This is a genomic window from Sediminicola luteus (genome assembly GCF_040566555.1).
Classification (GTDB): Bacteria; Bacteroidota; Bacteroidia; order Flavobacteriales; family Flavobacteriaceae; genus Sediminicola.
Window position 1 is genome coordinate 132,936 of record NZ_JBEWYP010000005.1, and the last position, 24,563, is coordinate 157,498.

The 24,563-nt window shown below is 34.0% G+C and carries 21 protein-coding genes and 1 riboswitch; of the genes, 18 read left to right on the forward strand and 3 right to left on the reverse strand.

The annotated features are described in order from the left end of the window. The first annotated feature begins 135 nt into the window (after positions 1 to 135). The 11 genes from ABXZ32_RS10335 (at position 136) to ABXZ32_RS10385 (ending at position 17,473) form a co-directional block, all read left to right on the forward strand. Positions 136 to 3,306 carry a sacsin N-terminal ATP-binding-like domain-containing protein gene (locus tag ABXZ32_RS10335; RefSeq protein WP_354618599.1) on the forward strand — a complete coding sequence of 1,057 codons (3,171 nt, stop codon included), beginning with the start codon at positions 136 to 138 and terminating at the stop codon, positions 3,304 to 3,306. A 671-nt stretch (positions 3,307 to 3,977) separates the two neighbouring features. Then, positions 3,978 to 5,345 carry a DNA (cytosine-5-)-methyltransferase gene (gene dcm / locus ABXZ32_RS10340; RefSeq protein ID WP_354618600.1) on the forward strand — a complete coding sequence of 456 codons (1,368 nt, stop codon included), beginning with the start codon at positions 3,978 to 3,980 and terminating at the stop codon, positions 5,343 to 5,345. Further along, entirely contained in the window at positions 5,339 to 6,871 is a 1,533-nt protein-coding gene (locus ABXZ32_RS10345; RefSeq protein WP_354618601.1) for an ATP-binding protein, read from the forward strand. The genes dcm and ABXZ32_RS10345 overlap by 7 nt, the downstream gene beginning before the upstream one ends. Continuing rightward, positions 6,871 to 9,057 carry a Z1 domain-containing protein gene (locus ABXZ32_RS10350; RefSeq protein WP_354618602.1) on the forward strand — a complete coding sequence of 729 codons (2,187 nt, stop codon included), beginning with the start codon at positions 6,871 to 6,873 and terminating at the stop codon, positions 9,055 to 9,057. Before ABXZ32_RS10345 ends, ABXZ32_RS10350 begins: the two co-directional genes overlap by 1 nt. Positions 9,058 to 9,059: 2 nt before the next feature. Further along, a complete protein-coding gene (locus tag ABXZ32_RS10355) occupies positions 9,060 to 10,037 on the forward strand; it encodes a PD-(D/E)XK motif protein (protein ID WP_354618603.1) in 978 nt (325 codons plus the stop codon). A 5-nt stretch (positions 10,038 to 10,042) separates the two neighbouring features. After that, a complete protein-coding gene (locus ABXZ32_RS10360; RefSeq protein ID WP_354618604.1) occupies positions 10,043 to 10,744 on the forward strand; it encodes a hypothetical protein in 702 nt (233 codons plus the stop codon). 320 nt (positions 10,745 to 11,064) lie between these two features. Continuing rightward, a complete protein-coding gene (locus ABXZ32_RS10365; protein ID WP_354618605.1) occupies positions 11,065 to 11,874 on the forward strand; it encodes a hypothetical protein in 810 nt (269 codons plus the stop codon). A gap of 2 nt (positions 11,875 to 11,876) precedes the next feature. Then, positions 11,877 to 12,728, forward strand: a complete 852-nt coding sequence (locus tag ABXZ32_RS10370; protein WP_354618606.1) for an SIR2 family protein — start codon at positions 11,877 to 11,879, stop codon at positions 12,726 to 12,728. Between the two features lie 39 nt (positions 12,729 to 12,767). Then, entirely contained in the window at positions 12,768 to 12,989 is a 222-nt protein-coding gene (locus ABXZ32_RS10375; protein WP_354618607.1) for a hypothetical protein, read from the forward strand. A 219-nt stretch (positions 12,990 to 13,208) separates the two neighbouring features. Continuing rightward, a complete protein-coding gene (locus tag ABXZ32_RS10380; RefSeq protein WP_354618608.1) occupies positions 13,209 to 14,786 on the forward strand; it encodes a hypothetical protein in 1,578 nt (525 codons plus the stop codon). Continuing rightward, positions 14,783 to 17,473, forward strand: coding sequence for a phospholipase D-like domain-containing protein (locus ABXZ32_RS10385; protein ID WP_354618609.1), 2,691 nt, complete (start codon positions 14,783 to 14,785; stop codon positions 17,471 to 17,473). Before ABXZ32_RS10380 ends, ABXZ32_RS10385 begins: the two co-directional genes overlap by 4 nt. A gap of 346 nt (positions 17,474 to 17,819) precedes the next feature. Here ABXZ32_RS10385 and ABXZ32_RS10390 read toward each other — a convergent pair whose 3' ends face one another. Both ABXZ32_RS10390 and ABXZ32_RS10395 read right to left on the reverse strand, forming a co-directional pair. Beyond that, positions 17,820 to 18,086 (reverse strand): hypothetical protein, encoded by a 267-nt coding sequence (locus ABXZ32_RS10390; RefSeq protein WP_354618610.1) that lies wholly within the window; start codon positions 18,084 to 18,086, stop codon positions 17,820 to 17,822. A 51-nt stretch (positions 18,087 to 18,137) separates the two neighbouring features. After that, positions 18,138 to 18,231: riboswitch (SAM-I-IV-variant riboswitch) on the reverse strand. Between the two features lie 106 nt (positions 18,232 to 18,337). Beyond that, entirely contained in the window at positions 18,338 to 18,553 is a 216-nt protein-coding gene (locus tag ABXZ32_RS10395; protein WP_354618611.1) for a hypothetical protein, read from the reverse strand. 448 nt (positions 18,554 to 19,001) lie between these two features. On the opposite strand from ABXZ32_RS10395, the gene ABXZ32_RS10400 reads away from it, so the two are divergent. From ABXZ32_RS10400 to ABXZ32_RS10430, 7 genes are all read left to right on the forward strand, one after another. Continuing rightward, on the forward strand, positions 19,002 to 19,310 hold the full coding sequence (locus ABXZ32_RS10400; RefSeq protein WP_354618612.1) for a hypothetical protein: 309 nt from the start codon (positions 19,002 to 19,004) through the stop codon (positions 19,308 to 19,310). 19 nt (positions 19,311 to 19,329) lie between these two features. Beyond that, a complete protein-coding gene (locus ABXZ32_RS10405; RefSeq protein WP_354618613.1) occupies positions 19,330 to 19,947 on the forward strand; it encodes a hypothetical protein in 618 nt (205 codons plus the stop codon). Between the two features lie 225 nt (positions 19,948 to 20,172). Next, positions 20,173 to 21,504 carry an MBL fold metallo-hydrolase gene (locus ABXZ32_RS10410; protein ID WP_354618614.1) on the forward strand — a complete coding sequence of 444 codons (1,332 nt, stop codon included), beginning with the start codon at positions 20,173 to 20,175 and terminating at the stop codon, positions 21,502 to 21,504. A 390-nt stretch (positions 21,505 to 21,894) separates the two neighbouring features. Next, on the forward strand, positions 21,895 to 22,104 hold the full coding sequence (locus ABXZ32_RS10415) for a hypothetical protein (protein ID WP_354618615.1): 210 nt from the start codon (positions 21,895 to 21,897) through the stop codon (positions 22,102 to 22,104). 73 nt (positions 22,105 to 22,177) lie between these two features. Further along, positions 22,178 to 22,462, forward strand: coding sequence for a GIY-YIG nuclease family protein (locus ABXZ32_RS10420; RefSeq protein WP_354618616.1), 285 nt, complete (start codon positions 22,178 to 22,180; stop codon positions 22,460 to 22,462). A gap of 346 nt (positions 22,463 to 22,808) precedes the next feature. Further along, complete coding sequence (locus ABXZ32_RS10425) at positions 22,809 to 23,204, forward strand: response regulator (protein ID WP_354618617.1); 396 nt, start codon at positions 22,809 to 22,811, stop codon at positions 23,202 to 23,204. Between the two features lie 331 nt (positions 23,205 to 23,535). Next, positions 23,536 to 23,682: a hypothetical protein gene (locus ABXZ32_RS10430; protein WP_354618618.1), complete on the forward strand. Its 147-nt coding sequence runs from the start codon at positions 23,536 to 23,538 to the stop codon at positions 23,680 to 23,682. Positions 23,683 to 23,853: 171 nt separating this feature from the next. Here ABXZ32_RS10430 and ABXZ32_RS10435 read toward each other — a convergent pair whose 3' ends face one another. Then, positions 23,854 to 24,084, reverse strand: coding sequence for a hypothetical protein (locus ABXZ32_RS10435; protein WP_354618619.1), 231 nt, complete (start codon positions 24,082 to 24,084; stop codon positions 23,854 to 23,856). Positions 24,085 to 24,563: the final 479 nt, after the last annotated feature.

The window sequence follows — 24,563 nt, forward strand, 5'->3', positions numbered from 1 at the left end:
TGTAAATAATTAAGATAAAAAGAAAAACTTAAAAATTCGGCTCGTATATAATCCGAAACAACAGCGTCTTTTAACACGCAACGTTTCATATACGGAGACGTTGTATACCATTAAAAACACAAGTCGCAAGCTACCATGCAAGAAGATAGAGACCTATTAATAGAGAAAACCCGTAAGGAAGACGAACGTTCTGATTTAAAACAGCATGCAGATGGCATGCTGCGTGATTTTGAAAAGTTCAATAAAAACTCTTCCAACCGAGCCATTTGGGAATTGGTTCAAAATGCCTGTGATTTAACCACGCAATGCAAAATCGAAATTGATTATCGATATAACCAATTTTCTTTCTCACATAACGGTAAAGCGTTTACCACTAAAACTTTAATATCTTTAGTAAAACAAGTAAGTGGTAAATATGGTGATGAAGATATTCCTGAAGTAGGTAAATATGGTACAGGTTTTTTAACTACTCATACTTATGGAAGGCGATTTAAGCTTAATTCCATTCTAGATGCAGGTGGATACTATTTGCCTATTAAAGATTTTGAAATTGACAGAACACCTAAAAATTGGCAAGACCTAAGCGACAATATTTCGGATCAGAAAAAGCGTGTTTATGATTTATTAGAGAGGGAAAGTGCAGTAGAAGTATCTGACTTAAAAACCACTTTCACCTATTTGCCCCAATCAGACAAAGAACTTGAATACATCAAAGAATCATCAAAATATTTAGATGATTACATTCCTTTGGTTTTTACCATAAACAACAGGTTGCAAGAAGTTGTAATTCGTCAAGAAAATGGAAAAACGGACACCTATCGATTTCAAAGTAAACATGAAATAGAAAACGACAAAGGGATTGACTTGCACCAATCTATTCTTCTTAAGAACAGTGAAGAAATTCATCTATATAGTATAAAAGATGAGAAAGAAGAAATTGAAATTATTCTACCAATTAACAAGAATAATGAGGTTATTGAGTTTAATGAGAACATTGCTCGTTTATTTTATTACTATCCTTTAATTGGATCAGAAGATTTTGGTGTAAACTTCATCATTAACTGTAACAAGTTCTTTCCGACAGAACCTAGAAACACCATTCACCTGAAAAGCGACAAAGACCAAGTAAAAGCAGATGAAGAAGCGAATAGGCTTATTGTCGATAAATGCTCGAACCTTATTTTTGCGTTTTTAGAAAGCAACATCATTGAGGTTAAAAACCCATTACTATACACCAATGTTTACTTTAGAACGAACAGTGACGATACTTTTTTGAACGGGTACTTCAATGAGCTAAATAATAAATGGAATTCTCGATTAAGTGAACTGCCCTTTGTTAAAATAAATGATGGCTATAAGTCTATAAATAGCGTAAGTTATCTATCGGAAGATTTTTTAAATACAGAGGATGGCCTTTTCGATTGTTTTTATGAACTCATCTCAAAGTTTTATTACAACATCCCTGTTAAAGAAGATATTATCAAATGGAGCAAACACGCCATTAATTGGGATAATGAATCTACCACTTTTATTACCCATAGTGATTTACTTGATAAAATAAGTGAATGTAGTCTTCAAGATTTTAATGAAACTATACTTGTACAATACTATAAACACATTATTGATTTTGTTGATCTGGCCTATTTCAACGATTTAGCCTTAATTCCCAACATAGAAGGGAATTTCAACAAAATTGGAGTGTTACAGAAACCCGACAACCTCAATGATACACTTATTGAACTAGGGAGAGTTTTAATACCTGCCTCAATTTCAAAATTGATTCACCCTGCCTTTAATTTCAGCTTTTCTCTAAATTTATTTAATCGCAGGAATTTCTCTGATGAGGTTAAAAACGCCCTAGATGAAAAAAACATAAGTGATTACATTTTTTATCCTGAAAATCTAAACAGTGAATATTACCATTTTGATTTAGTGGAATCGAAAAATAAAGTTGACGAACCCTATTTCAAATCGTTATTAGAGTTCTGTAAACTTACCAATAGTTTAGATTCAACTAGTAAACCAAACCAGCTATTAAAAAAGATTTCTACATACTACAACTGGGATGAAAACCTAATTCACCTTCCTAGTTTAAGTGAAGACATTGAAAATGTTGAGTACCGTTCAACTCGAAAAATATTGATTAAAATATTTCTCAATCTAATTGCACTGCACAATAACGATTGGGTAAAAGGGAATACTACTTTTATGAGTGACTTGTGTTCGCTTTATGACGATAGCTACAAAGAGATTTATAAGGAAAGTAAAATATATCCCAATCAATTATTCGAACTGCATTTGGCTGAAGATTTAAGGAGAGATAAAGGCATTACCCCTGAAATCAAACAGTTCTATTCAGCAGTTGAAAAAAAAGACATCAACGAAATATTAAGTATAGCAGGGTTTAACAACTTTTTGCCAGAAGATAGCTTCATTAATAATAGATACCTCACGACTATTATTGAAGAAACCTTATTTCAGGGTAATATAAGTGATATAGAAAATCATCCATTTAAAAGCACTATACTCAAAATCATCCCACTTTTAACAGACCAGAATTATCAACTATTGTTTCCTCAGTTAAATGATAAAAAGGCTAGTATAATGATTTCGGTGGTTTCTAAAGAAGAAACGAAAGAAGATATATTTTCAATAGTGACCCTGGATGATGAAAAAATCAAAATCATTGGTGACCTTGTAAGAAAATCCAATTTCGAAGAAATTTTGAATAAGGCACTTGAAAGTATTGAGGATGAAAATCAACATAAAGCGAATTTTCAATTCAAACATCGAATCGGAACTCACATAGAAGAAAAATTGAAACAACACTTAAAACTGTTATTTCAGCCTGAAGATATTAAATGTGAAGTATTAGGTGAGCAAGATGGTCAGGATATCGTGATCAAAATAAAGGATGAGATCAAATATTACATAGAGGTAAAATCAAGATGGGATAAACGGACTTCAATCAGAATGTCAAGGAATCAAACCTTGAGGTCTAACGAGCATCATGAAGTTTATGCGCTTTGTTCTGTAGACATGACTGACTATCATGAAGAAGACAGATTTGAAATTGCAGACATCAACAAAATATTAAACAAAATAAAGTTCGTCAACAATATTGGAGAAAAAGTTGAACACTTAGTAGTTGTTTTTGAGCAAACAAAACAGCTTGATGAAATCCACCTAGATGGAGACTATAGAACATTAGTGCCTCAAAAAGTAATTGAAGAATTTGGAATAAGTTTTAATCAATTTGAAGATTACTTGATAACTTCATTAAAAAATACAATAACTGTAATTTAAAATAAAAACGGCATACAAAAACGCATATAAAAATAGGCGAATTAGCAATAAATTTAAGGCTTTTGGCTCGTATCAAACTTTGTGCTCAACTGGAAGTTTTGTGCTTCGTAATCGCCTACTTTTCATATACTAACCGTTGTAGCCAATTTGAGAAATGTATGCATTTACTGAAAATTTAGAATATTACATCGACCAATACCACTTGGAAAAACAAATATTCCGAATTGGTAAAGCAATCAAAAAAAGAGGTTGGCTCGAAAAATCTAAATTTTTATCAATCTGTCTCTGGAAATCTAGAAGACCGAAACGTTTATATAATTTAAACACGGACGAAGAAGTGATTTCCAAAACAAAATTCTACCATTGGTAACCATATACAAATAAATAAACAGCGTATTATTAATAACTTAATGATAATTTTTATACTCATATCGCGAGACACAAAAAAATGTTATTTAGATTGTGCCACTAAACTAGATTTTCAATTTTATGAACCGTATTAAAGAGGTTTTAGAACAAAATGGAATAAAGCAAGTTTGATTGGCTGTATAACTTGGAAAGAGGTGCAATTTGGTAAACCACTATGTTCAATAATCTCCAAACAAATATTGTAAACCAGCATAAAATTGCACATATAATAAATGTATGTGTAAAAGAACTATCAATTGATAATGAGTAATAAACTAAAATTTATTGATCTTTTTGCAGGCATAGGAGGATTTCATTATGCTTTGAAAGAATTAGGGCATAAATGTGTTCTTGCCAGTGAGATACAACCAGATTTAAGAAAAATGTATGCTATAAATCATCATGATCTTCCTTCAGAGAACATTATTGGGGACATCCATAATGATATTAGGACAGAGGATATTCCTTCTTTTGATATCTTATGCGCTGGATTTCCTTGTCAACCTTTTTCTCAAGCTGGGTATAGAATGGGATTGAATGACCCGGTGAATGGAAATCACTTTCTTAAACTAGTGGAGATTATAAACTTTCACAAGCCCTCTTATATTTTTTTAGAGAATGTTCCGAACTTAAGAGGGCATGATGACGGAAATACCTGGAAAATAATAAAAACATCACTAGAAAAGGAGGGGTATAAAGTAGATGAACGTATATACTCTCCAGATCAGTTTGGAGTGCCTCAGCATAGAAAGAGGATTTATATTGTAGCTATAAAAACTAATGGTAAAAAATTAGATATTATTTACCCGTCTCCAGAGGAAAATATAAATATCAATTTTAATGATTATTTAGAAAAGGGCCCTAACGAAGACATACCCTTAAAAGAAGAAACATTAAAACACATTCTTCATTGGGACAAGTTTGTTACGAATATCGCTGAAAAAGAAGGGAAAGATATTCCGCGCTTCCCAGTTTGGTCAATGGAGTTTGGTGCTACCTATCCATTTATGCCTAAAGCAACGAGCAAATATGCCCTATCAGACCTAAACAAAACCAAAGGTAAATTTGGTCTTTCCATAAATGCTAAATCAAGAAAGGACTTAGAAAACTATCTTCCCAAATACTCATTGACTGATCAAGATGTTTTCCCTAGATGGAAGACTAGTTATATAGAAAGTAATAGAAAATTTTTTTTGAGACATGCTGATTGGATAGAAGATTGGAAAAAGGATATTGTTAATTGGAAATTGAGTCATCAAAAATTTGAATGGAACTGTGGCACTAATGTAGACTATTCTCTAGAAGATAAAATCATTCAATTTAGACCTTCAGGAATTAGAGTAAAGAACAGAGATAGATTCCCAGCATTAGTATTGTCTACAACTCAAGTTCCAATCATATTTGATAAATATAAAAAAGGAGGAGCCGGATTTAGGTATATCACAAAGAGAGAGGCTGCAAACCTTCAAAGTATGCCAAAAGAGAACTTTGAAATAATGGATAATCATGTTTCAGCATATAGATCATTTGGAAATGCAGTGAATGTAAAAGTTATCAAGGAAATTGTAAGATCGGTAATTGGAACAGCAATAAAAACTATGAACAAATCAGATAAGGAAAAGATATGCTAAAAATAGGAGACAGCGTTTCAATAAAAATACAAACTGGGGTTTACGGGCAGTTTCGAAACTTAAACAATAAGGTTTGGTATGCTTTGGGCGAGTTCGTAGATAACGCTGTTCAAAGTTTTGAAAACAATAAGCATACATTAACTCAAATTCATGGAGCTAATTATTCTTTGGAGGTTAGAATAACAATCAATAAAGATGATGACTTTATTACAATAAAAGATAATGCTGCAGGCATTGGTTTGGATAATTACTATCGAGCTTTTGAACCTGCTCATATCCCTATTGATAATACAGGCTTGCATGAGCATGGCATGGGTATGAAAACTGCTGCCATTTGGCTTTCAAATGTATGGACTGTAAAAACAAAGGCAATTGGAGAAGATGAAGAAAGATTTGTGGAGTTTGATTTACAAAAAGTAATTAATGAAAAGAAGGAAGTTTTAAATTTAATTAAAACACCTAAGAACAAGGAGGAACATTACACAGAATTAACGCTAACTAAATTATCTAATAACTCACCATCTAATCATCAATTTGATAAGATTAAGAGACATTTAGCAAGTATATATCGAAACTTTATTCGATCGGGTGATTTGAAACTTTATATAAATGGGGAGTTATTAACCTATGTTGATCCCGAAATCTTAATGGCTCCTTATTTTAAAGACTTAGATGGTAAAGATATTTTATGGAAGAAGGAAATAGATTTTTCATTTAGCAAATATTCAGCAAAAGGATTTATAGGGGTGCTAAAGACAATGAGTACGAATAAATTGAATGGAATTTCTTTATTTAGAAGAGGAAGAGTTATTGTTGGAAGTCATGATGAAAAATACAGACCCAAAGAATTATGTGGGCAAATTGGCTCACCGAGGTACAAGAGAATATTTGGAGAGTTGGAATTAAATGGTTTTGGAGTTAGCTTTAATAAAGGAAGTTTTGTTGAAGTTGAAGACCTTGAAGCATTAATGAATGCACTAAAAATCGAAATATCTAATAAAGATTTTGATTTATATAATCAAGCCGAAAAATATGTAAAGCCTAAAGCTAAGGAACACAATATTGATGTTGCTAAAAAACTTGTAAAAGCATTTAAAGTAGCAAACAGAAATAAAAGTATTGATGATAAAACATCTGCTTTGGATGTCCCTCCTCCCGAAGATGAAGCTATTCAAAAAAAGAAACTTCAAAATGTTGAAACTATAGATTCTTATGTTGACAAATTTACTTTGAAAGGTAAAGATTATGAATTTAAGCAAGAGTTTATTACTGATCAAGAAATTAGCAGTTTGTATTTTTTGGAAATGGAGAAGAATTCAGACAATAAAATAAAAGTGGTTTATAAGATAAATTTGGCTCATGTTTTTTTTAGTCAATTTGAACAATTTAAAAAGGATTCAGATTACCAACCCATTGTAACTATTATAAAAACTCTGGTTCTTTCCGAGCTAATTGCTCCTGAAGAAGGAACAACCAATGGAAGTAATATTAGACTAAATTTCAATAAATTTCTAACCAATATTTAATGACTTCGAAAATTAAAATAATTAAGGAAGAAGGCAATTTTGAGGTCAAATTAGGAGAAAGAACTCTGGAATTAATCAAAAGATTGGAAAAGTTGAATGAGGAGGAAAAAGAGACTTTACTCAAAGAATCAGCAGAAATTTTATCACATTGTGTCAATCCTATTGATACCATTGGTCAAATTACTGGATTGGCTGTTGGATATGTTCAAAGTGGAAAAACAATGTCATTTACAACATTATCTACTCTTGCCATTGATAATGGATTTAGAGCAATTATCTATTTTGCTGGAACAAAAAACAACTTACTTGAGCAAACTACTAACCGACTAAAGAGGGACTTACTAACTTCATCAAAAAACAGAAAAAATTATAAAGTTTATCAGAACCCTTTAAGCGATGACAACCATACAAATAATATTCACAATGCCTTTAAACAAAGAAACTCTCCGACTATTCTAATTACCATTTTAAAATCGGAGAAATATATCACTGAATTAGCAAAACTTTTTAGTAGCTATGAAATAAAAACTGAATTAGGAAACAATGGCGTATTAATTATAGATGATGAGGCAGATCAGGCAAGTTTAAACCGCTATGCTAGGTCGAATTGTAAGTCAGCAGATTGGGAGGAAAACCAATACAGTTCTACATATGCTAGTATTTTGAAACTAAAATCAAGTTTACCAAATCATTCTTACATTCAATATACCGCAACCCCACAAGGTCCTTTGTTGATTAATTTGATGGATTTACTATCTCCTGAATTTCATGTGGTATTGACCCCTGGCGGAGCATATACAGGAGGTAAGGCGTTTTTTGTAGACAACCCGGATTTAATACTTGCTATTCCTCCGAAAGAGGTTTATCACCATAAAAAAAATAATCTCACAGAATGCCCTGAAAGCTTAGTAAATGCATTACAAGTATACTTAATTGGTGTTGCACTACAAGTTAATATTTATGAAAAGGAAGAATTCCTTTCTATGATGATTCATGCGGATAGAGAAACAGATGCTAGTAAGAAATTTATTTCATGGGTCAGTAATATTATAACTAGTTGGGGAGATAAACTTGCCTTACCGGATTCAGACCCAGGTAAATTAGAGTTATTAAGTTCTTTTGAAAAAAACTATAATGAAGCCGTTAGAAGGATAGATTCAACTCCTTCTTTTGAAAAAATTATGTTTGAGGTTTTAGAGGTAATTCTTGATACAAATATTCATTTGGTTATTGGGAAAAATAATCCTGAAGTTAAAAGTGGTAATGAAAAAATTGACTGGAATAATGCTTCTTCTCATATTTTAATTGGTGCAGATTTACTAGATCGTGGATTTACAGTTGAAGGACTTGCAATAACTTATATGCCTAGGAATTCTGTAAGTAAATCTAATGCAGACACCATACAACAAAGATGTCGCTTCTTTGGTTATAAAAAATCATATCTCGATTCTTGTAGAGTATACCTGCCAATCGATTCAATTCTAGACTATTGCGAATATGTAGAGCATGAAGAGATTATAAGGAAACAATTAAAATCATCAACCTTGAGGGAATTGGAGCAAGTGATGGTTTTAGGTGATCAATTGAACCCAACAAGAAACAATATTTTATCCGATGATGTTATACGTCACAAACTAAATGGGTGGAGGCAAATGAATGCGCTTGAGCATATCAATGAAAATATTGAGTATGTAGAAAATTTTATTAGTTCACAATCATTCGAGATTTATGAAGACTATGGAACTGTGCAAAGAAATCACAAGTTTATTAAGTTGCCAATTAACGATGTGATTGAATTTTTAAATAAATTTAAAATTGCCGGAGTGCCTGATGCCCTTAGAAAGTCTTCGACTATTCAATATTTGAGATATTTGGCAGATAAAAGCAAGATAGATTATGCTTATATATTTTTAATGGCTTACGATGCACCAGAAGGTCGAGAACGCAGACTTAATGATGTAAATGAGCACTTATTTATTAATAATATTTTTATGGGTCGATCAAATGATGGAGGTGAAACTTATCCTGGTGATAAAGGCATTAAGATGGATGACTCATTATGTATTCAAATACATAAAGTGAAATTAAAACATAATTCTTCGAAATGGAATCAAACAAAACTTTACACTCTTGGTCTATATTATCCTGAAGAATTGTCTCACACGCTAATTGGAATTGTAAATTAAACATGGTAGATCTTTTTAAAAAATATCTAAAACTTAAGGAGAAGGGCACTACAAAAGATGGTTTTATACTAGTTGACACTATTCCTGAAATTAACTGTCATAAAATGGGAGTTTCTAATGCTGGATTACCGATTTTTTTTATTGCAACTCGAGATCGTGATGAAAGTGCCCTTGACATCAAATTAAAACTGATTCAAGTTGAATTTCAAAAGAATTGTGAACTAATCTCTGAACAAGGAGAAAAGAAAAATGGAGTTTACAGTATAGTATCATTAAAATCTGACTCTGAAGAATTAGTTAAATACTTCATAAATACTGTATTTTATTTAATAAGACAATTAGAAGAAGATCCTTCATTTAGCCAGATTAAATCTGAATTAAATAATTTAGTTAACCTATTTCAGAGTTTAACTAAACCACCAAAAAAAACCATACAAGGTTTATGGTCAGAGTTATTATTTATTGAACAATCTGTAGATCCATACTATCTAATTGGCTGTTGGCATCAAAACAAATCTGATAGATATGATTTTAATGATGGCTATGAGAAATTAGAAGTTAAAAGTACAAGTAAGCCAAATAGGGTGCATCGATTCAGTTTAAGTCAATTGCAAGTAATAAGTAATACATTAGTTTTAATAGGTTCTACATTTACTATTGAAATAGCAAAAGGAGTAAGTGCAAATGACTTGATTCAAGAGATTAGTAGAAAGGTAACAGACTCATCATTAATGTTTAAAATAAATAAGGTAGTTGCAGAAACTATGGGCAATGAAATTGAACGCATCTACGATACATATTTCGATTATAAACTAGCCATAAATTCAATTAAATACTATGACATTCAAGATGTCCCTACGATTGTTAATGCTCTAATACCTCTGGAAATTACCAATGTTAAATTTGACTGTGATCTAACTGGAGTCTCTGAAATCCATGAACAATCAACTAACTCAAAATTATCAAACGCATTATTTTAAGAGGTATGAGAAAACTACCAAAAAAAGAACTGAAGGATCTGTTTATTACTGAAGTCGCAAAAGAAGGTGGTATATGTGCCAATAGCAATCCATTTATTCTTAAAATGGGAGGCTTTAGTTATTACGTGTTTATAAAGAATATATCACCAGCTTATTATAAGAACTATCCAGATATTACTCGAGTACAACTACCAACTAGCGACAGATTTAAAGTTGTGATTGATAGCGATTTAGAGTTTATTATTCTAGGATATGATTTAGAGAACGAAGTGTTTGTCTCATGGAATCCATACAAGATAAAGGATCGCCTGAACTCAAAGGGAAATGTATCTCTTTACTCAAGGTTAAGTTTACAATCAGAAGTGAATGTAAATCAATTCAAAGAAGGATATTTATCAAACGGGGATAAAATAGTGCTGTTCAAAAGAGAACAGCTAAATAAATTCTTCATTGAAATTGAAAGATTTTATGAAGATTTTAGTATCTCACAGGCAAATAGGAATTATATAGGTGAAAGAGATAATCACAACAACAATCTTGAAGTCGAGGAAATAAGAAAAATCATTGAACCTTTATTGTTGGAACATAAAGTATTGCAAGCGGTAAGTTTATTGGCTGATAAATATAAGGGTGGTCATTCTGATAGAGAATTAACATTTAAAGAATGGTTCGAAATTGTCAATGTTCATTATAAAAATCTATTTTAAACTCTTTGGTCTGCTTAAACAAAATGACATTTATGATTGGTTACATCATTGTTTAAATTAACAGGCACATCATAATTCAGGTTCCTTAGGTTGCCAAAGTAATTGAGTTAATAACAGACTATATCTATCAGAAAAATTCTAAACTAATAATATGTTCAATAAGGATTTTAAAATAAGTGAAACAAGGCAATTTGAAAGTCATATTTAGACAGATTGCAAGAACCTCGTTTTTATCATAATTCGTGTTAAGTAGAAAAAAAGCGGATGATTCCTTCACTTTTAGAGGTGTTAAGTATAAAATCTTGGAAATAAGATAAGATATGATAGAAACCATAAAATACGCTACCATAAGTAAGATCTACGTGAAAAATATGATTTTCTATGACAATAATAAATCTGATGAACTAATAAAACTGTGCAGATCTTATGGCATAACATATTTGCCAGGGCAAGATAGAAAATCTTGTTATCGCCTAGTTGATAATGAATTCCATTTATCAAAGCTAACCAAGGATCTCATCTGCTATCCATATGATAGATTATTTAATGAAGCTACTCTTCGAAAATTCGAAAGTGGTAATCATGACGAAGTCATGTTTGTTATTGAAGATGATAAAATAAAGGGTGTGGTCCACGTTGTTGACTATAACACAGATTTCATCAACTATGAATTTTTTAAAGCTACCTACCAATTTGAGAACCTATTGCGCCAATTATTAATAAATAACGGAGAAAACAATGAGAGCTTACTAAAATGGATGAGCTTGAAAGCCGAAAAAAATAATCATTGGAAAAAAAGACTTGAACAATGCGTCCCAAAAGAAGGATCGAAACTAATAGAGGAAAATTTAAGAAGAATAAATTGTAATCCATTTCAGACCTTTTTCTTAAATGATTTATTGTATTTCGTAGCTTCCAGAAAGTATGTTTCAAAAGGCTTTAGGCAAAATTTAGAATCAATAACAAGTATTAGAAATTGGGTAGCTCATAATAAAGACCTCACCCATAAGCCTCAAATAGAACATGGCCCATTATACAGAATAGAGGAACTTAAGGAATTTGTAAATAATGCGAATACTTTTTTCAAATGCTTTGAGGAATTAGAAGAATTAATTTTATCTGAAAACTAATAATGGGGCTACTTAAAGAAACTATTATTGAATTGAACAGACCCGCTATTCTCTTGGGGAATGGAATAAATTTATTGGAAAATACGTTTATTGATTGGAAGGCATTACTAAAAAAATTGGGAGGCAACGACATTAAATTTGAAGGTCTCACATATAATGAGATCTACAATTTCATAGAACTTAAAAAGGACGATGACAGGAAATTAAAAAACAATGTAGCCTTGGAACTTCAATCTCCAAAAAAATCAAGATTAGCTCCACATTCTTCATTTATTGAACTTATGGTGCAATATGATTGCCCTGTACTTACAACTAATTTTGATTTAGCCCTTGAAACATCTAAAGATTTAGAATCTTTCAGAATAACCAAAAAAGGTTTTACAAGATATTATCCTTGGGATATATATTCTGGAATAAGTCAATTAAAAACCCCGATAGATGGATTTGGCATATGGCATATTCACGGCATGACAAAATATTTAGATAGTATTAGATTAGGTTTAACTGATTATATGGGTAGTGTTGAAAGATCTCGTAAATGGATTCATAGAGGTCCTGATTCTCTATTTAGAGGCAAGGATCAATTATATTGGCCAGGAAAAGATTCATGGCTTCATATATGGTTTAATATGCCATTAATAATTGTTGGTATTAAATTAGAAACACAAGAGATTTTTATACGTTGGCTACTAATTGAACGCGAAAGGTATTTTAGAAAATTTGAAGTTAGACGAAGAAAAACTGTTTTTTTGAGTACTCGGAATGACACAAGAATAAATAATTTTCTTGAAAACTTAAACATAAAGCATATCACAACATCCTCTATTGATCACTATGCCCTCCTCTATTCGTGATAAAGAAAATATTGATTGAACAAAATAAAATAATAATAGATGGCAGTATTAGGAAGAATCATTATAGTTAATAACGAGCATATCAATTTGCGTTCAGGAGACGTAGTTGGTGACGTAATTATAGACAGGGACTATTTGCAATTAAGAACCTATGCAATGGGTGATGTAGATTGCGAACGCGGTTCTAAACAAAACATTCAGTTTACCAAAGAGAAAGCACGAGAGTTTAGAGATTTATTAAATGAATTTTTAGGTGAGTAGATTTTTATGAATCTATTATTGCAAAAATTGAAATTGATACTGGTGAAAGGTTATTAGAAAATTTAGATAACCTTGCTAAAAATAAAGTTAGGAGTTACCTCAATAATTTAAGAAGTATTGGTGATTTTGCAATTCGAAAGCATTTTAATGCTGTTCAAGAATAATGATAAAACAAACATTCACACTTGATTCTAGGTTTTTATTTAATATAAATAATAAATGAGCATACGTCAATTCGAAACCAACCAAGTAAAAGCACCATTTCTAGGAAAACCACATTACCCTATATCTGGCCTAGATCAATTAGGCTTAAACTTGACTAGCGAACGTATTTTTGATTTATTACTTCCAGGACTTAATAACGTAACACAGCGCATACGCTATTATTCTTTTTATTGCTGGTTCTTTGATTGGTATTCTACAACAATAAGAAACACTTCCCGGAGTAAACAAAATAATTATTTAAGACGTGCTGAATTTTTACTTGCACTTATTGCAGCATTTAGAAAACAAGGAGGTGTTCCTGGAATCACAAAAGCACTAACTATTTTCGAATCTAGCGATGAGACAATTGATCTTAAGGCAGGAACTCAGGAAGGCTCTAATAGTGAAGGCTCATATTGGAAAAATCCTCGTGGCGTACTAGGTCAGTATTACATAAGTTCCATAAAGCAAATGGGGATTCTTGGAGATCAAGGTGATAAGGAAGGATTATATATTCGTACAGATTTCGATCATCAAACTAAAGTATCAGGGAAGCAATTGGCAGATGCTTTTATTCAAAATACCTCAGCAAGTCTTCAAATTTTCACTGAAGCCATTGAAAACAATTACATTACTAAAAGAGAACTTGCGCATTTGAGCAAAGATTTTAATATGCTAGTTATTCCTGGTGCCAGTATGGAAGAACAATTATTATGGAAGCTATTTTCTGGTGTAGATAGACCTAAAGAGAATCAAGAAACTTATTTTAGAAAGGAAACAATCAAATTGCTGCTTTCTAACATTACTCAATATCAGAATGAGGAAAAATACAACCAATTAAATGTTCCTTTTTCTATTTATAGTTCTGGATGGGATTCTGATTATTCTACAACTGAAAAATTATGGTACTTTTTTATTTTAGAACAGTTTTGGAGTGTTTCTTGTACAGGCTGTCTAGATGCTTTTATTAATATATTAGATGAAGAGTCTAGTAATAATTGGATAGATGAAATAGAATTAATTAATCATATAGTCTCAAAAGTCATAAATCTATTTGAAGCGAAAGGGGCTAATGCACATGAGCGTTTGTTTTTTAAAAGTCCTTTTATGCAGGAATCAGTTGAAGAGTTAGTTTATCTCTCAAAAAAAGAAACTAATCCTTATATTAAAATATCTCTGACACTTTACGCCATACAAAAATTATTTCTCGAAAATGAGGATAGTGTTAGTGAACTTACAAACCTATCTAGCACCTTCAAAATACACACAGCCAGTAGTTTTCTTGTTGCTTATAACGATTTTGATTCAAAACGTGATTTCAATATAATTGAATTTGTTAAATATTTTATAACTCTTTACATTATTAATAGGCATCATTTTGTTGCTTTGAGAAAGCTAAACGCAACACAAAATAGCGCTAAATTCTATAGAGAAGATGGTATGATAAGATTTGTAGATCATTTTTTTTATGATTATTCATCACCAAGAATTCACACCTTATTTGACTTTATGCGTGACCTAAATATAATTGATTCTGAAACTACAACTTTAACAACTAAAGGTCTCGAACGACTAAACAATCTAGAACTATGAAAATAGAGCGTTCTAATATTCTAGAGTTGATAGGTACAGGAAAAAATAAATATCACAGTTGTGTTATTACAAGTTATAGCATTGATTTAGCTTTTTTTGAACAGCTTATATTGCCTAGATTAAGAAACGTAGGTATAACAAATATTAATTTATTTGTTGATGCTTCTATGTTAGAGAAGTATTTAGCTTCTCACTTAAGTAGCAGTTCTAAAAAGTTCAAAGCAAATTATAGTATAACCCCTGTACATATTGTAGGAGCTTTTCATCCCAAAATGCTTTTTTTAGCAGGTTTAGACAAAGGATATCTATCTATTGGTAGCGGTAATATTACGTCAAGTGGTCTTTTATATAATGATGAAATATGGTCCTCTTTTTACACGGGTAAAGAACGTACAGATACCCAACCTGTTTTTAATTCTGCTTGGAATTATATTCAAACATTGTCATTACACTGTTTTGATATCAACCGAACAAAAATTGGGTGGATAAATCAGCACTCTCCATGGTTAAACAAACTTGACAATATTTCTAACCTAACAAAATCTATAAAAGACGCTGTTTACAAATTATCCTATACTCAAAAAGATCATTCATTATACAAAGATGTTATTAGTGAGCTCTCTATAAATCCTAAAAGCATTAAAATCATTGCACCTTATTTTAATCGCTCTGGAGCATTTTTACAAACATTAATAGATGATTTGTCCCCTACGGAAATGCATTGTGTAGTTGACAAAGAAAATGGTTTGCTTCCCGTAGATTTCAAATCAAGTAAAAGTGAATTTTCGGACTGGAGTGACGTGATTAAAAATGAAAACTCAAAAAGTATTCAACGTCTACACGCAAAAATGATTCAAATAGAATATGCTAAAGAGACAATTTTTATTCTAGGTAGTGCCAACGCAACTGTAGAAGCTTACGGCATAAGCAATAGATCCTTTAAAAATGATGAAGCGGTTATTACTATCAAATCTGAAAAACCCAGAGATTTTCTTAAAGAACTTGGTATTAATATTCCAAAATTAGGAACATTGAATATACAACAAGCTAAAAATGTTGAGATCCAAGATCTAGAATTTCCAAAATTCCTTATAAGAATAAAACATGCAGAACTCAATGATCAAAACTTAAAACTCACATTGGACAAGAGTATTTCAGAACCCTACTTCTTAAGAACTTTCAATAATGCCAATGAATTAATTGAGAAATTTGAATTATCATCAGAATCTACTTTAATTCAAACAACATTAATAAAAACCGAAGGTGTGTTTAAAGTCGGCATATTCGCTTTAGAAACACTTGAAAGAATTTCAACCTTTGGGTTAATACAGAATACCAACGTACTTAAAAAATCTAATCCAGATGAACGATTAGCACGCTTACAAAGTTTTGAACATCTAGATATTTTTAATTCTTTAAACTATGAGTTAGTATTAGATTTTTTAGACCAAGAACGAATATTCAAAGAGAGTGCAACTGCTCAATATCCATCGATAGCAGAAATGGGTGTTAAAGAAGACGAGGGGGAAATAATTTCGGAAAGAGAATACAATAAAAATGCAAGCCTTGCTCTTGATGAACAAGTTACTAGTGAAAATATTACATCTTTGGTGGAAGAGTTTCTAGACGTACTAAAGATAAGAGAAAACCAAGAAGAAATTTCTAGTAATAGTGAAGAAAAGGCTCTTAACGCTGGAGATGATGGTATTGATGAAAACACCACCTTAAAACACACTCAAAAAGACACTAGTACAAAAGAAGGTCAGCGTATTACTCATAAAATTGAAAAAACAATCAAATCTGTCTATTCTTTGATTCTAGCAAGATATCAAATTGGGATTCCACAAGAGACTCGTTCTTTGAATGCTCTTTTCATAGGATATCATATACTATTACATTTTTGGGAGGAAACTTATACAGAAGACATAAGTACAATTAAAATACGTTATAAGAAATTAAAAAACCTCAATAAATTAGAAAATCATTTTGATCTCAAACGATTAGAATCTCAAATTGAATCTGCTATAAACGAAGTGAGTTATACTATAGATTATTCCAAACTTAATAAACTTTCACAATTTATTGATAACCAAGAAGAATTTAAAATAACTGGCACACCATCAGAACCCATAACCCTTCATCATCCTTATATTAATGGAAAATACATAGAATCGTATACGGATGATAATTTGATATATAATTTACTTAATAATGGTGTATCTAATATACTGCGGTCTATTAAGAACAAAGAACTACTCTTAACTGAAACCCAAAAAATTAAGCTCCTCGTGCTTACCAATCGTATTTTAAATCTCATAAAATGGAAATATAATTTTGAATATTATAAAAACCTCTTTCTTTTAAACTTGTATGAAATAATAAAAGCTGAAGAACTTCTACTTGGAAATAACATAAAGGATCTTAAGGATATTAAGGATTCTGACATCTTCAAACAATACACGACATACAAAATGATGCTGTTAGAAGGTAAATTGACATCAGTACCACTAGGTTCACACCTCGTAAATTCTATAATTTACAGCACACAATTAGGCTTCTGCAAGCTAAAAGTGGTTAGAAAAGATAATAAAATAGATTTAGATAGTCCGTTGGGAGAAAGCTTCAATTTTGGTGATTACAGAGGATATTTTAAAGTTTTTGTTGGACAAAACATAAAGCTATTTTAATGCTTACACCTCAAATAACTAAATTAAACAATGATATTTAAATTATAAATTCACTTAAACCTTTTGAAATTAAAAAATTTTAACCCTGTATAATACAGACTAACATGGAAAGACTCATGCTTTCTAAAGCAACACTAATAGGAGGATTATAATGCGAAAAATCTTTGTACTTATACAATCATAATTACAATTTAAGGAATGTTATTTCTCAGCAGCAAGCTATTTTTGATCAAGGTACAAATGTTGGTATTTTAGCCCAAGAGTTATTACCTAAAGGTGTAGATGCATCCCCTACCAGCTATTGCAAAATACAAGAATCTATTTATAAAACTTAAGATTTTATTGGTTATTTGGTCAGAAAAGAAGTTCTCCTACCACTAAGGCTAATGACCATATTATCTTCAAAATTGATGGGGCTCTCTCCAAAGCGTTCCAGAAAAATTTTTCGCAAGGCCAAGAGCTTTAAAGCTTGTGCATGCACGCCCACAATACCTATGTTAACTTCTCTGTTGTATTGTTCTAGTATAGATTTATTAGACAGGTTTATAAGGTCCCTGTAAAACGTCTTAAATGTCTCTTGGTCTCCTTTACGGGAAACAAATACGTATTTCATAATACATTCTTTTTTAGGGTTAATGCATCAGGTAAAGAATAATATACAGTGGATAATCATTTGTTTTGACTGGACTGTCCGTATGCTGAACCACCGTGGCTTTTGTGCTCGGTTGGTACGCAATATTGCGCTCCTGATACTCCCCTAAAAGTAAAGATTTTTAATAACAGAACCAAAAAATTAAAGTCATACAATCCGTATATCAATTACGTTAATTAGAATACCCCAACGTGCAATCCAGTTTGGTGAAATTATTTTTTATTTTTATTACCATAAAATTTTTCCGCATCCACAATTAGATTTACAATCAACAGCATCTTATCGCACTTTGGGCATTCAAAATCCATCACAGCTTCATGTATCTCTCCAAATGCCTCCTTGGTAGCACCTTTCCAACCACATTCACAAGCAAGTTGTAACGTTTCTGACTGCTTGTTATATTCTGAGACATGTATGTGTTTTGCCATATATTATTTTTTGTAATTATCGCTTTAAATAGTTTTCAAAAATTAATTCACTTGACTTCATCTCATTGTCAAGCTTTTATTTTGGAGAATATACTATAACAAATACAATAATTCTTAATTATTGAGTTTATATACTATAGCTAATGATGAATTACTGACAGTAATAAGTCAAAGCCTTTCAAAAACTTATGATAAATACTGAATTAGTCAGAAAAAAGATAAGAGCATTTATAATATTAAATATTTTTATTTGGACGATCAACATAACGCTACTGATACTCTCTATCTATCATTATTATCTAAACAACTATAACCTAAACATGGATATTTACTTCATGATATTATTAGTATTGAATATCCTTTCGTTTTACTTGACCTATAAAATTGCAGACAAACTCCAATTTCTAAAATATCAATTCAACCATTTTACCAACCTAAATTAACCCTTATGTACAAAGACTTATTTGAAAATTCCAAACCTGAAAAAGTATATGTTCATTGCCCTAGTTGTGGCTATGGTTTTACACATAAGAAAAAATTTAGCGGTAAGATTACTGGTGGTAGTGGAGGAGCAGCTGCCGGCGCAATGTTGGGCGCTAAAGTAGGGCTGGCCATGGGGCCTTTGGGTGCAATGGCAGGTACTATTCCTGGGGCAATACTTGGAGGAATTTTTGGTAAAGACTTAGGCAAAAAGTATGACAACCCAAGATGTCCATTATGCGCAACATCCTTCTCACTTCCAAACAATTTAAAATAAAATTTTAACCCAACTTGATATGAAAACCTACTTATCTGAAATAGTACCAAAAATCCAGCATTTTTCAAAAAAATTAAATGATCTGACAGTATTACAGCATCAGAATTGGGTATCCATAAGTGAAATCAACGAACAAAAAATTGTATATATATTTAGAAAAAATGGGCAGTTGTTGATCTCTGAAAATGGATTGATTACCAAGGCCGTGTATGAATACATAAATTCTGAAACTTTGATGATTGATTATAATGACAAATCAATGCTCCTAAAACATGGCTTTTTAGATGAAGACGTAATGGCACTAAAAATAGATGGTAACGATGGCTTCGCATTCTTTGTTAATGAAACGAATTCAACCCACGAACTGAATACGATTGAAGACACAAATAAATTTTTAATTACTAAATATCTGAATGAATTACAAGAAGTAAAAAATAAAGAACTAGAAAATAAAAAGTTTTACTATTTGGACAAAAATACACTCGAGGAACATGGCCCTTATTCTTTCAAGAAAATTCAAATTAAGCTAAGACAACAAAAGGTGAGTAGATCATTTTATGTTAGAGAAACTTGGCAACCAGATTATTCAGGTAAGAGAAGAATAGAGGATTTAATCACTGCATTTAATGATATTTAGTCAATTTTATCTTGGAACTCTTTTTATAAAATTGGTCATATTATCCCTTAATTAATTCCAATACATTTACCCATCCTTGAATAACCCAAATCCCAAACAAGTCAAAGATTAAAACAATATAGTCAGCCTTCCTACAATCATCTTCATAATTTTAAGCATGTAACCAATGTTACTGCACAACTGTTTTAGAATTGGTATTTTTAATACTTCAAAACAAAGACGATTATGAAAGTAGAACAATTTGAATATAAGCCCTTATCACACTATTCCTATGCCCTTATCAGCGATGGGGAAATGGCCATTATAGATCCGGAGCGGAACCCCATGCAGTACTATGCTTTTGCAAAGGCCAACAATGCCAAAATAAAAGCAGTCATAGAGACGCATCCGCATGCAGATTTTGTGAGTTCGCACCTGCAGATCCACAAAGAAACCGGGGCCACCATTTACAACAGTGAGAAATTGGGGGCAGATTATCCCCACCACTCCTTTGACGAGGGCGATAGCATAAAAATTGGGAAAGCCACCCTAAATGCCATCAACACCCCTGGCCATTCCCCAGATAGTATCACCATCGTTGCCAAAGAAGGAGACAAAACCATCCTCTTTACGGGCGACACCCTTTTTATAGGTGATGTGGGCCGACCAGACTTACGTGAAAAAGCCGGTAAGATGAAGGCCAAACGCCAGGAGCTTGCCGAGGCCATGTACAATACCATACAGGAAAAATTCACCCATTTGCCGGATGATGCCATCGTATATCCCGCCCATGGTGCCGGGTCGCTCTGTGGGAAGAGCATGAGCGATGCCAATAGCAGTACCCTGGGCAACGAACGGATGGGGAATTGGGCGTTTAAAAAACAGACCCAAGAAGAATTTGTAGACACCCTGCTCGATAGTCAGCCCTTTATTCCCTCCTATTTTGGGTATAACGTGGATGTGAACAAAACGGGGGCAGCAACGCTTAGAAATGCCATTGCGGGAGTGCCCTTTCAATTGGATGCCTCCGCAAAAGGACTGATCGTGGACGTGCGGGAGGAAGCGGAATTTAAAAAAGGCCATCTCAAAGGGAGTATCAATATTCAGGCAACCTCCGAAGATTCGAAGTTCGAAACCTGGTTGGGGGCCATCGTGGCACCTGAGGAGAAATTCAGCTTGGTCATCGACAAGCCCGAGGATTTGGAACCCATGTTGCACCGGGTGGCGAAAATTGGGTACGAAAAACAATTGCAGGGCGTCCTGACCCTTTCCAAGGAAAGTTTACTAAAAATGAAGCCCTTGGATCTGCAGGATTTCAAAAAGAACCCGGACAAGTATACCATTGTGGACATCCGCAACCAGAGCGAGATCAACGAGGGCAAGTTTTTTGAAAAGGCCTTGGAACATCCCCTCAATGAGCTACGGGAATCGGCAAAGAACATTCCGACCAACAAGCCTGTTGTGGTGCATTGTGCCGGTGGGTACCGCAGTGCTGCCGGGAGTAGTATTCTGGAATCCGAATTGGATGGGGTTACGGTCTTTGATTTGAGCGAGGATGTGAATGACTTTAAGAAATAATGGTCATTGCGAGCGTAACGGAGTGGAGCGCGGCAATCTCATGAATGGAACACGAAAAGGGCAGATTGCTTCGGCCAAAAGGCCTCGCAATGACGGCAGGGACAAGCAGATTGCTTCACTGCGTTCGCAATGACGGAAAACAACTGTCATTGCGAGCGGACCGCAGGGGAGCGCGGCAATCTTTATGAATGGAACCTGGAAGGGACAGATTGCTTCGGCCAAAAGGCCTCGCAATGACGCAAACGAACTGTCATTGCGAGCGGAACGGAGAGGAGCGCGGCAATCTCATGATTGGAACCCGGAAGGGACAGATTGCTTCACTGCGTTCGCAATGACGGAAGCTAAATGTCATTGCGAGCGGACCGCAGGGGAGCGCGGCAATCTTTATGAATGGGACACGAAAAGGGCAGATTGCTTCGGCTAAAAGGCCTCGCAATGACGGTAGGGAAAAGGAAAGGCAGAAAAAACTGTCATTGCGAGCGGAACGTTGTGGAGCGCGGCAATCTCATGAATGGAACACAAAAAGGACAGATTGCTTCGGCCAAAAGGCCTCGCAATGACGGCAGGGACAAGCAGATTGCTTCACTGCGTTCGCAATGACGGAAACTAACTGTCATTGCGAGCAGAACGGAGTGGAGCGCGGCAATCTCATTAATGGAACTAAAAAGCAAAAATGAAAGAAGGCTTTGTATACATACTCACTAACAGAAACAACACAACTCTTTACGTTGGGGTTACTTCCAATTTAATACTGCGCATACAAGAACACAAAGAGAAGAAGGACAAAAATTCGTTTACGGCCAGATACAACCTAAGTAAGTTGGTGTATTACGAAACGTTTCAAAACATGGGTGATGCCATAGCCAGGGAGAAACAACTAAAAAGCGGTAGCAGGGCTGACAAAATAAAATTAATAGAACGTGAGAATCCTGAGTGGAAGGATTTAAATGAAGGTTAGGGCAAACAACAAACAGATTGCTTCACTGCGTTCGCAATGACGGTAGTTTCAAGGGTCATTGCGAGCGGAACGCAGTGGAGCGCGGCAATCTTTTAATTGGAACCTGCAAAGGACAGATTGCTTCGGCTAAAACGCCTCGCAATGACGGCAGAGAAGAACAGATTGCTTCACTGCGTTCGCAATGACGGAAGATTTGCAATGACGGAAGTGTAGCATTTCTATTGGTTAGGACACATAAATTATGGATAACGTTCCCATTTTTGCAATAATATTTTTAAGTTAGCCTCTTGGTATTGCCAAGAACGATAATGCAGGTAGCATTTAAAATTATATTAAATACTAAAATTTGAGACCAGTTGTATTGATTATTGATGATGATATGGTATCGCAATTTTCTACAAAATATGTGGTAAAACAATGTGAGCAAGACGCCTTGGTCTACATGAGCGATAATGGAGAGGATGCCCTACTACAACTGTCGCAGTTCATATCAAACGGTGAGGATTTTCCGGACGTAATCTTCCTGGACCTTGTAATGCCTGGTATGGGAGGTTGGGAATTTATTGAGCGATTTCAAAAAATGCCCGGGCTGACAAAAAATACCAAAATCTACATATTATCGGCTTTTACAAGCTCCAAGGACAGAAATAAGGCCAAAAACAATTCGTATATAGCTGGCTTTTTTGACAAGCCCATCACCAGAAATATTGTCCATTCCATCTTTCCTTCCTATACCCTTTAGGGTAATGACGGCAGGGGACAAACAGATTGCTTCACTGCGTTCGCAATGACGGAATTAAACTGTCATTGCGAGCGAAATGAAATGGAGCGCGGCAATCTCATTAATGGAACACGAAAGGATCAGATTGCTTCGGCCAAAAGGCCTCGCAATGACGGTAGGGAAAAACAGATTGCTTCACTGTGTTCGCAATGACGGAATTAAACTGTCATTGCGAGCGAAATGAAATGGAGCGCGGCAATCTCATCAATGGAACCCGAATTGTACAGATTGCTTTGGCTAAAACGCCTCGCAATGACGGCAGCGAAAAACAGATTGCTTCACTGCGTTCGCAATGACGGAAGCCAACGGTCATTGCGAGCGGAATGAAATGGAGCGCGGCAATCTTACCAATGGAACCCATAAGAGACAGATTGCTTCGGCTAAAACGCCTCGCAATGACGGCAGGGACAAACAGATTGCTTCACTGCGTTCGCAATGACGGAATTAAACTGTCATTGCGAGCGGAACGAAGTGGAGCGCGGCAATCTCATCAATGGAACCAGTAATGGGCAGATTGCTTCGGCTAAAACGCCTCGCAATGACGGCAGGGAAAAGCAGATTGCTTTGGCTAAAACGCCTCGCAATGACGGCAGGAAAAAAACAGATTGCTTTACGACACTCGCAATGTATTTTGGGGACTGGCCTCTTTTGGTGCTTTCAGATTAATATCCAACAGGTTCACATCCTCATCGGACACAAAATTGTAATACCCAAAAAAATCAAAGTCGTGCTTCTTCAACACTTTCATCAGGTCCTTGACCAACAGTTCACGTTCGGTATGAGAAATAGGCTTGTCGTTCTTCTTGTAGTAGAAACCGTTTACTTTTAAATTTTTCTCCATGTGAGATTCGGGGGTTAGCATGTTTATTGTCCAGCTCCTTTTGGGAGCCTTCTAGGTTAAGTTTATTCGGCTCAAAACTTTTTGGGAAGCTTTGATGCCGTTGCCAATTGAAAACGGTCAATTATGGCTCATATTGCCCTTTCACCGCGTATTTTAACGAAAAATATCCAAAAAATTTAATCGCTTTTCTTCGTCAGATTTCTAAAAACCTGACTGTCAATTTACAACCGTCGGAACCGGGAAGGAACAGATTGCTTCACTGCGTTCGCAATGACGTTGGGGAAACGAAAAACAGAACAAAAGGTCATTGCGAGCGGAACGAAGTGGAGCGCGGCAATCTCATCAATGTAAACCGGAAAGGGCAGATTGCTTCGGCCAAAAGGCCTCGCAATGACGGCAGGGACAAACAGATTGCTTCACTACGTTCGCAATGACGGAATTAAACTGTCATTGCGAGCGGAACGGAGTCGAGCGCGGCA

What these genes read in the sequence shown, in the direction of transcription:
- ABXZ32_RS10335 (WP_354618599.1), top strand. Translation starts at nt 136, where the DNA reads ATGCAAGAAGATAGAGACCTATTAATAGAGAAAACCCGTAAGGAAGAC.
- dcm (WP_354618600.1), top strand. Translation starts at nt 3,978, where the DNA reads ATGAGTAATAAACTAAAATTTATTGATCTTTTTGCAGGCATAGGAGGA.
- ABXZ32_RS10345 (WP_354618601.1), top strand. Translation starts at nt 5,339, where the DNA reads ATGCTAAAAATAGGAGACAGCGTTTCAATAAAAATACAAACTGGGGTT.
- ABXZ32_RS10350 (WP_354618602.1), top strand. Translation starts at nt 6,871, where the DNA reads ATGACTTCGAAAATTAAAATAATTAAGGAAGAAGGCAATTTTGAGGTC.
- ABXZ32_RS10355 (WP_354618603.1), top strand. Translation starts at nt 9,060, where the DNA reads ATGGTAGATCTTTTTAAAAAATATCTAAAACTTAAGGAGAAGGGCACT.
- ABXZ32_RS10360 (WP_354618604.1), top strand. Translation starts at nt 10,043, where the DNA reads ATGAGAAAACTACCAAAAAAAGAACTGAAGGATCTGTTTATTACTGAA.
- ABXZ32_RS10365 (WP_354618605.1), top strand. Translation starts at nt 11,065, where the DNA reads ATGATAGAAACCATAAAATACGCTACCATAAGTAAGATCTACGTGAAA.
- ABXZ32_RS10370 (WP_354618606.1), top strand. Translation starts at nt 11,877, where the DNA reads ATGGGGCTACTTAAAGAAACTATTATTGAATTGAACAGACCCGCTATT.
- ABXZ32_RS10375 (WP_354618607.1), top strand. Translation starts at nt 12,768, where the DNA reads ATGGCAGTATTAGGAAGAATCATTATAGTTAATAACGAGCATATCAAT.
- ABXZ32_RS10380 (WP_354618608.1), top strand. Translation starts at nt 13,209, where the DNA reads ATGAGCATACGTCAATTCGAAACCAACCAAGTAAAAGCACCATTTCTA.
- ABXZ32_RS10385 (WP_354618609.1), top strand. Translation starts at nt 14,783, where the DNA reads ATGAAAATAGAGCGTTCTAATATTCTAGAGTTGATAGGTACAGGAAAA.
- ABXZ32_RS10390 (WP_354618610.1), bottom strand. Translation starts at nt 18,086, where the DNA reads ATGAAATACGTATTTGTTTCCCGTAAAGGAGACCAAGAGACATTTAAG.
- ABXZ32_RS10395 (WP_354618611.1), bottom strand. Translation starts at nt 18,553, where the DNA reads ATGGCAAAACACATACATGTCTCAGAATATAACAAGCAGTCAGAAACG.
- ABXZ32_RS10400 (WP_354618612.1), top strand. Translation starts at nt 19,002, where the DNA reads ATGTACAAAGACTTATTTGAAAATTCCAAACCTGAAAAAGTATATGTT.
- ABXZ32_RS10405 (WP_354618613.1), top strand. Translation starts at nt 19,330, where the DNA reads ATGAAAACCTACTTATCTGAAATAGTACCAAAAATCCAGCATTTTTCA.
- ABXZ32_RS10410 (WP_354618614.1), top strand. Translation starts at nt 20,173, where the DNA reads ATGAAAGTAGAACAATTTGAATATAAGCCCTTATCACACTATTCCTAT.
- ABXZ32_RS10415 (WP_354618615.1), top strand. Translation starts at nt 21,895, where the DNA reads ATGGGACACGAAAAGGGCAGATTGCTTCGGCTAAAAGGCCTCGCAATG.
- ABXZ32_RS10420 (WP_354618616.1), top strand. Translation starts at nt 22,178, where the DNA reads ATGAAAGAAGGCTTTGTATACATACTCACTAACAGAAACAACACAACT.
- ABXZ32_RS10430 (WP_354618618.1), top strand. Translation starts at nt 23,536, where the DNA reads ATGACGGAAGCCAACGGTCATTGCGAGCGGAATGAAATGGAGCGCGGC.
- ABXZ32_RS10435 (WP_354618619.1), bottom strand. Translation starts at nt 24,084, where the DNA reads ATGGAGAAAAATTTAAAAGTAAACGGTTTCTACTACAAGAAGAACGAC.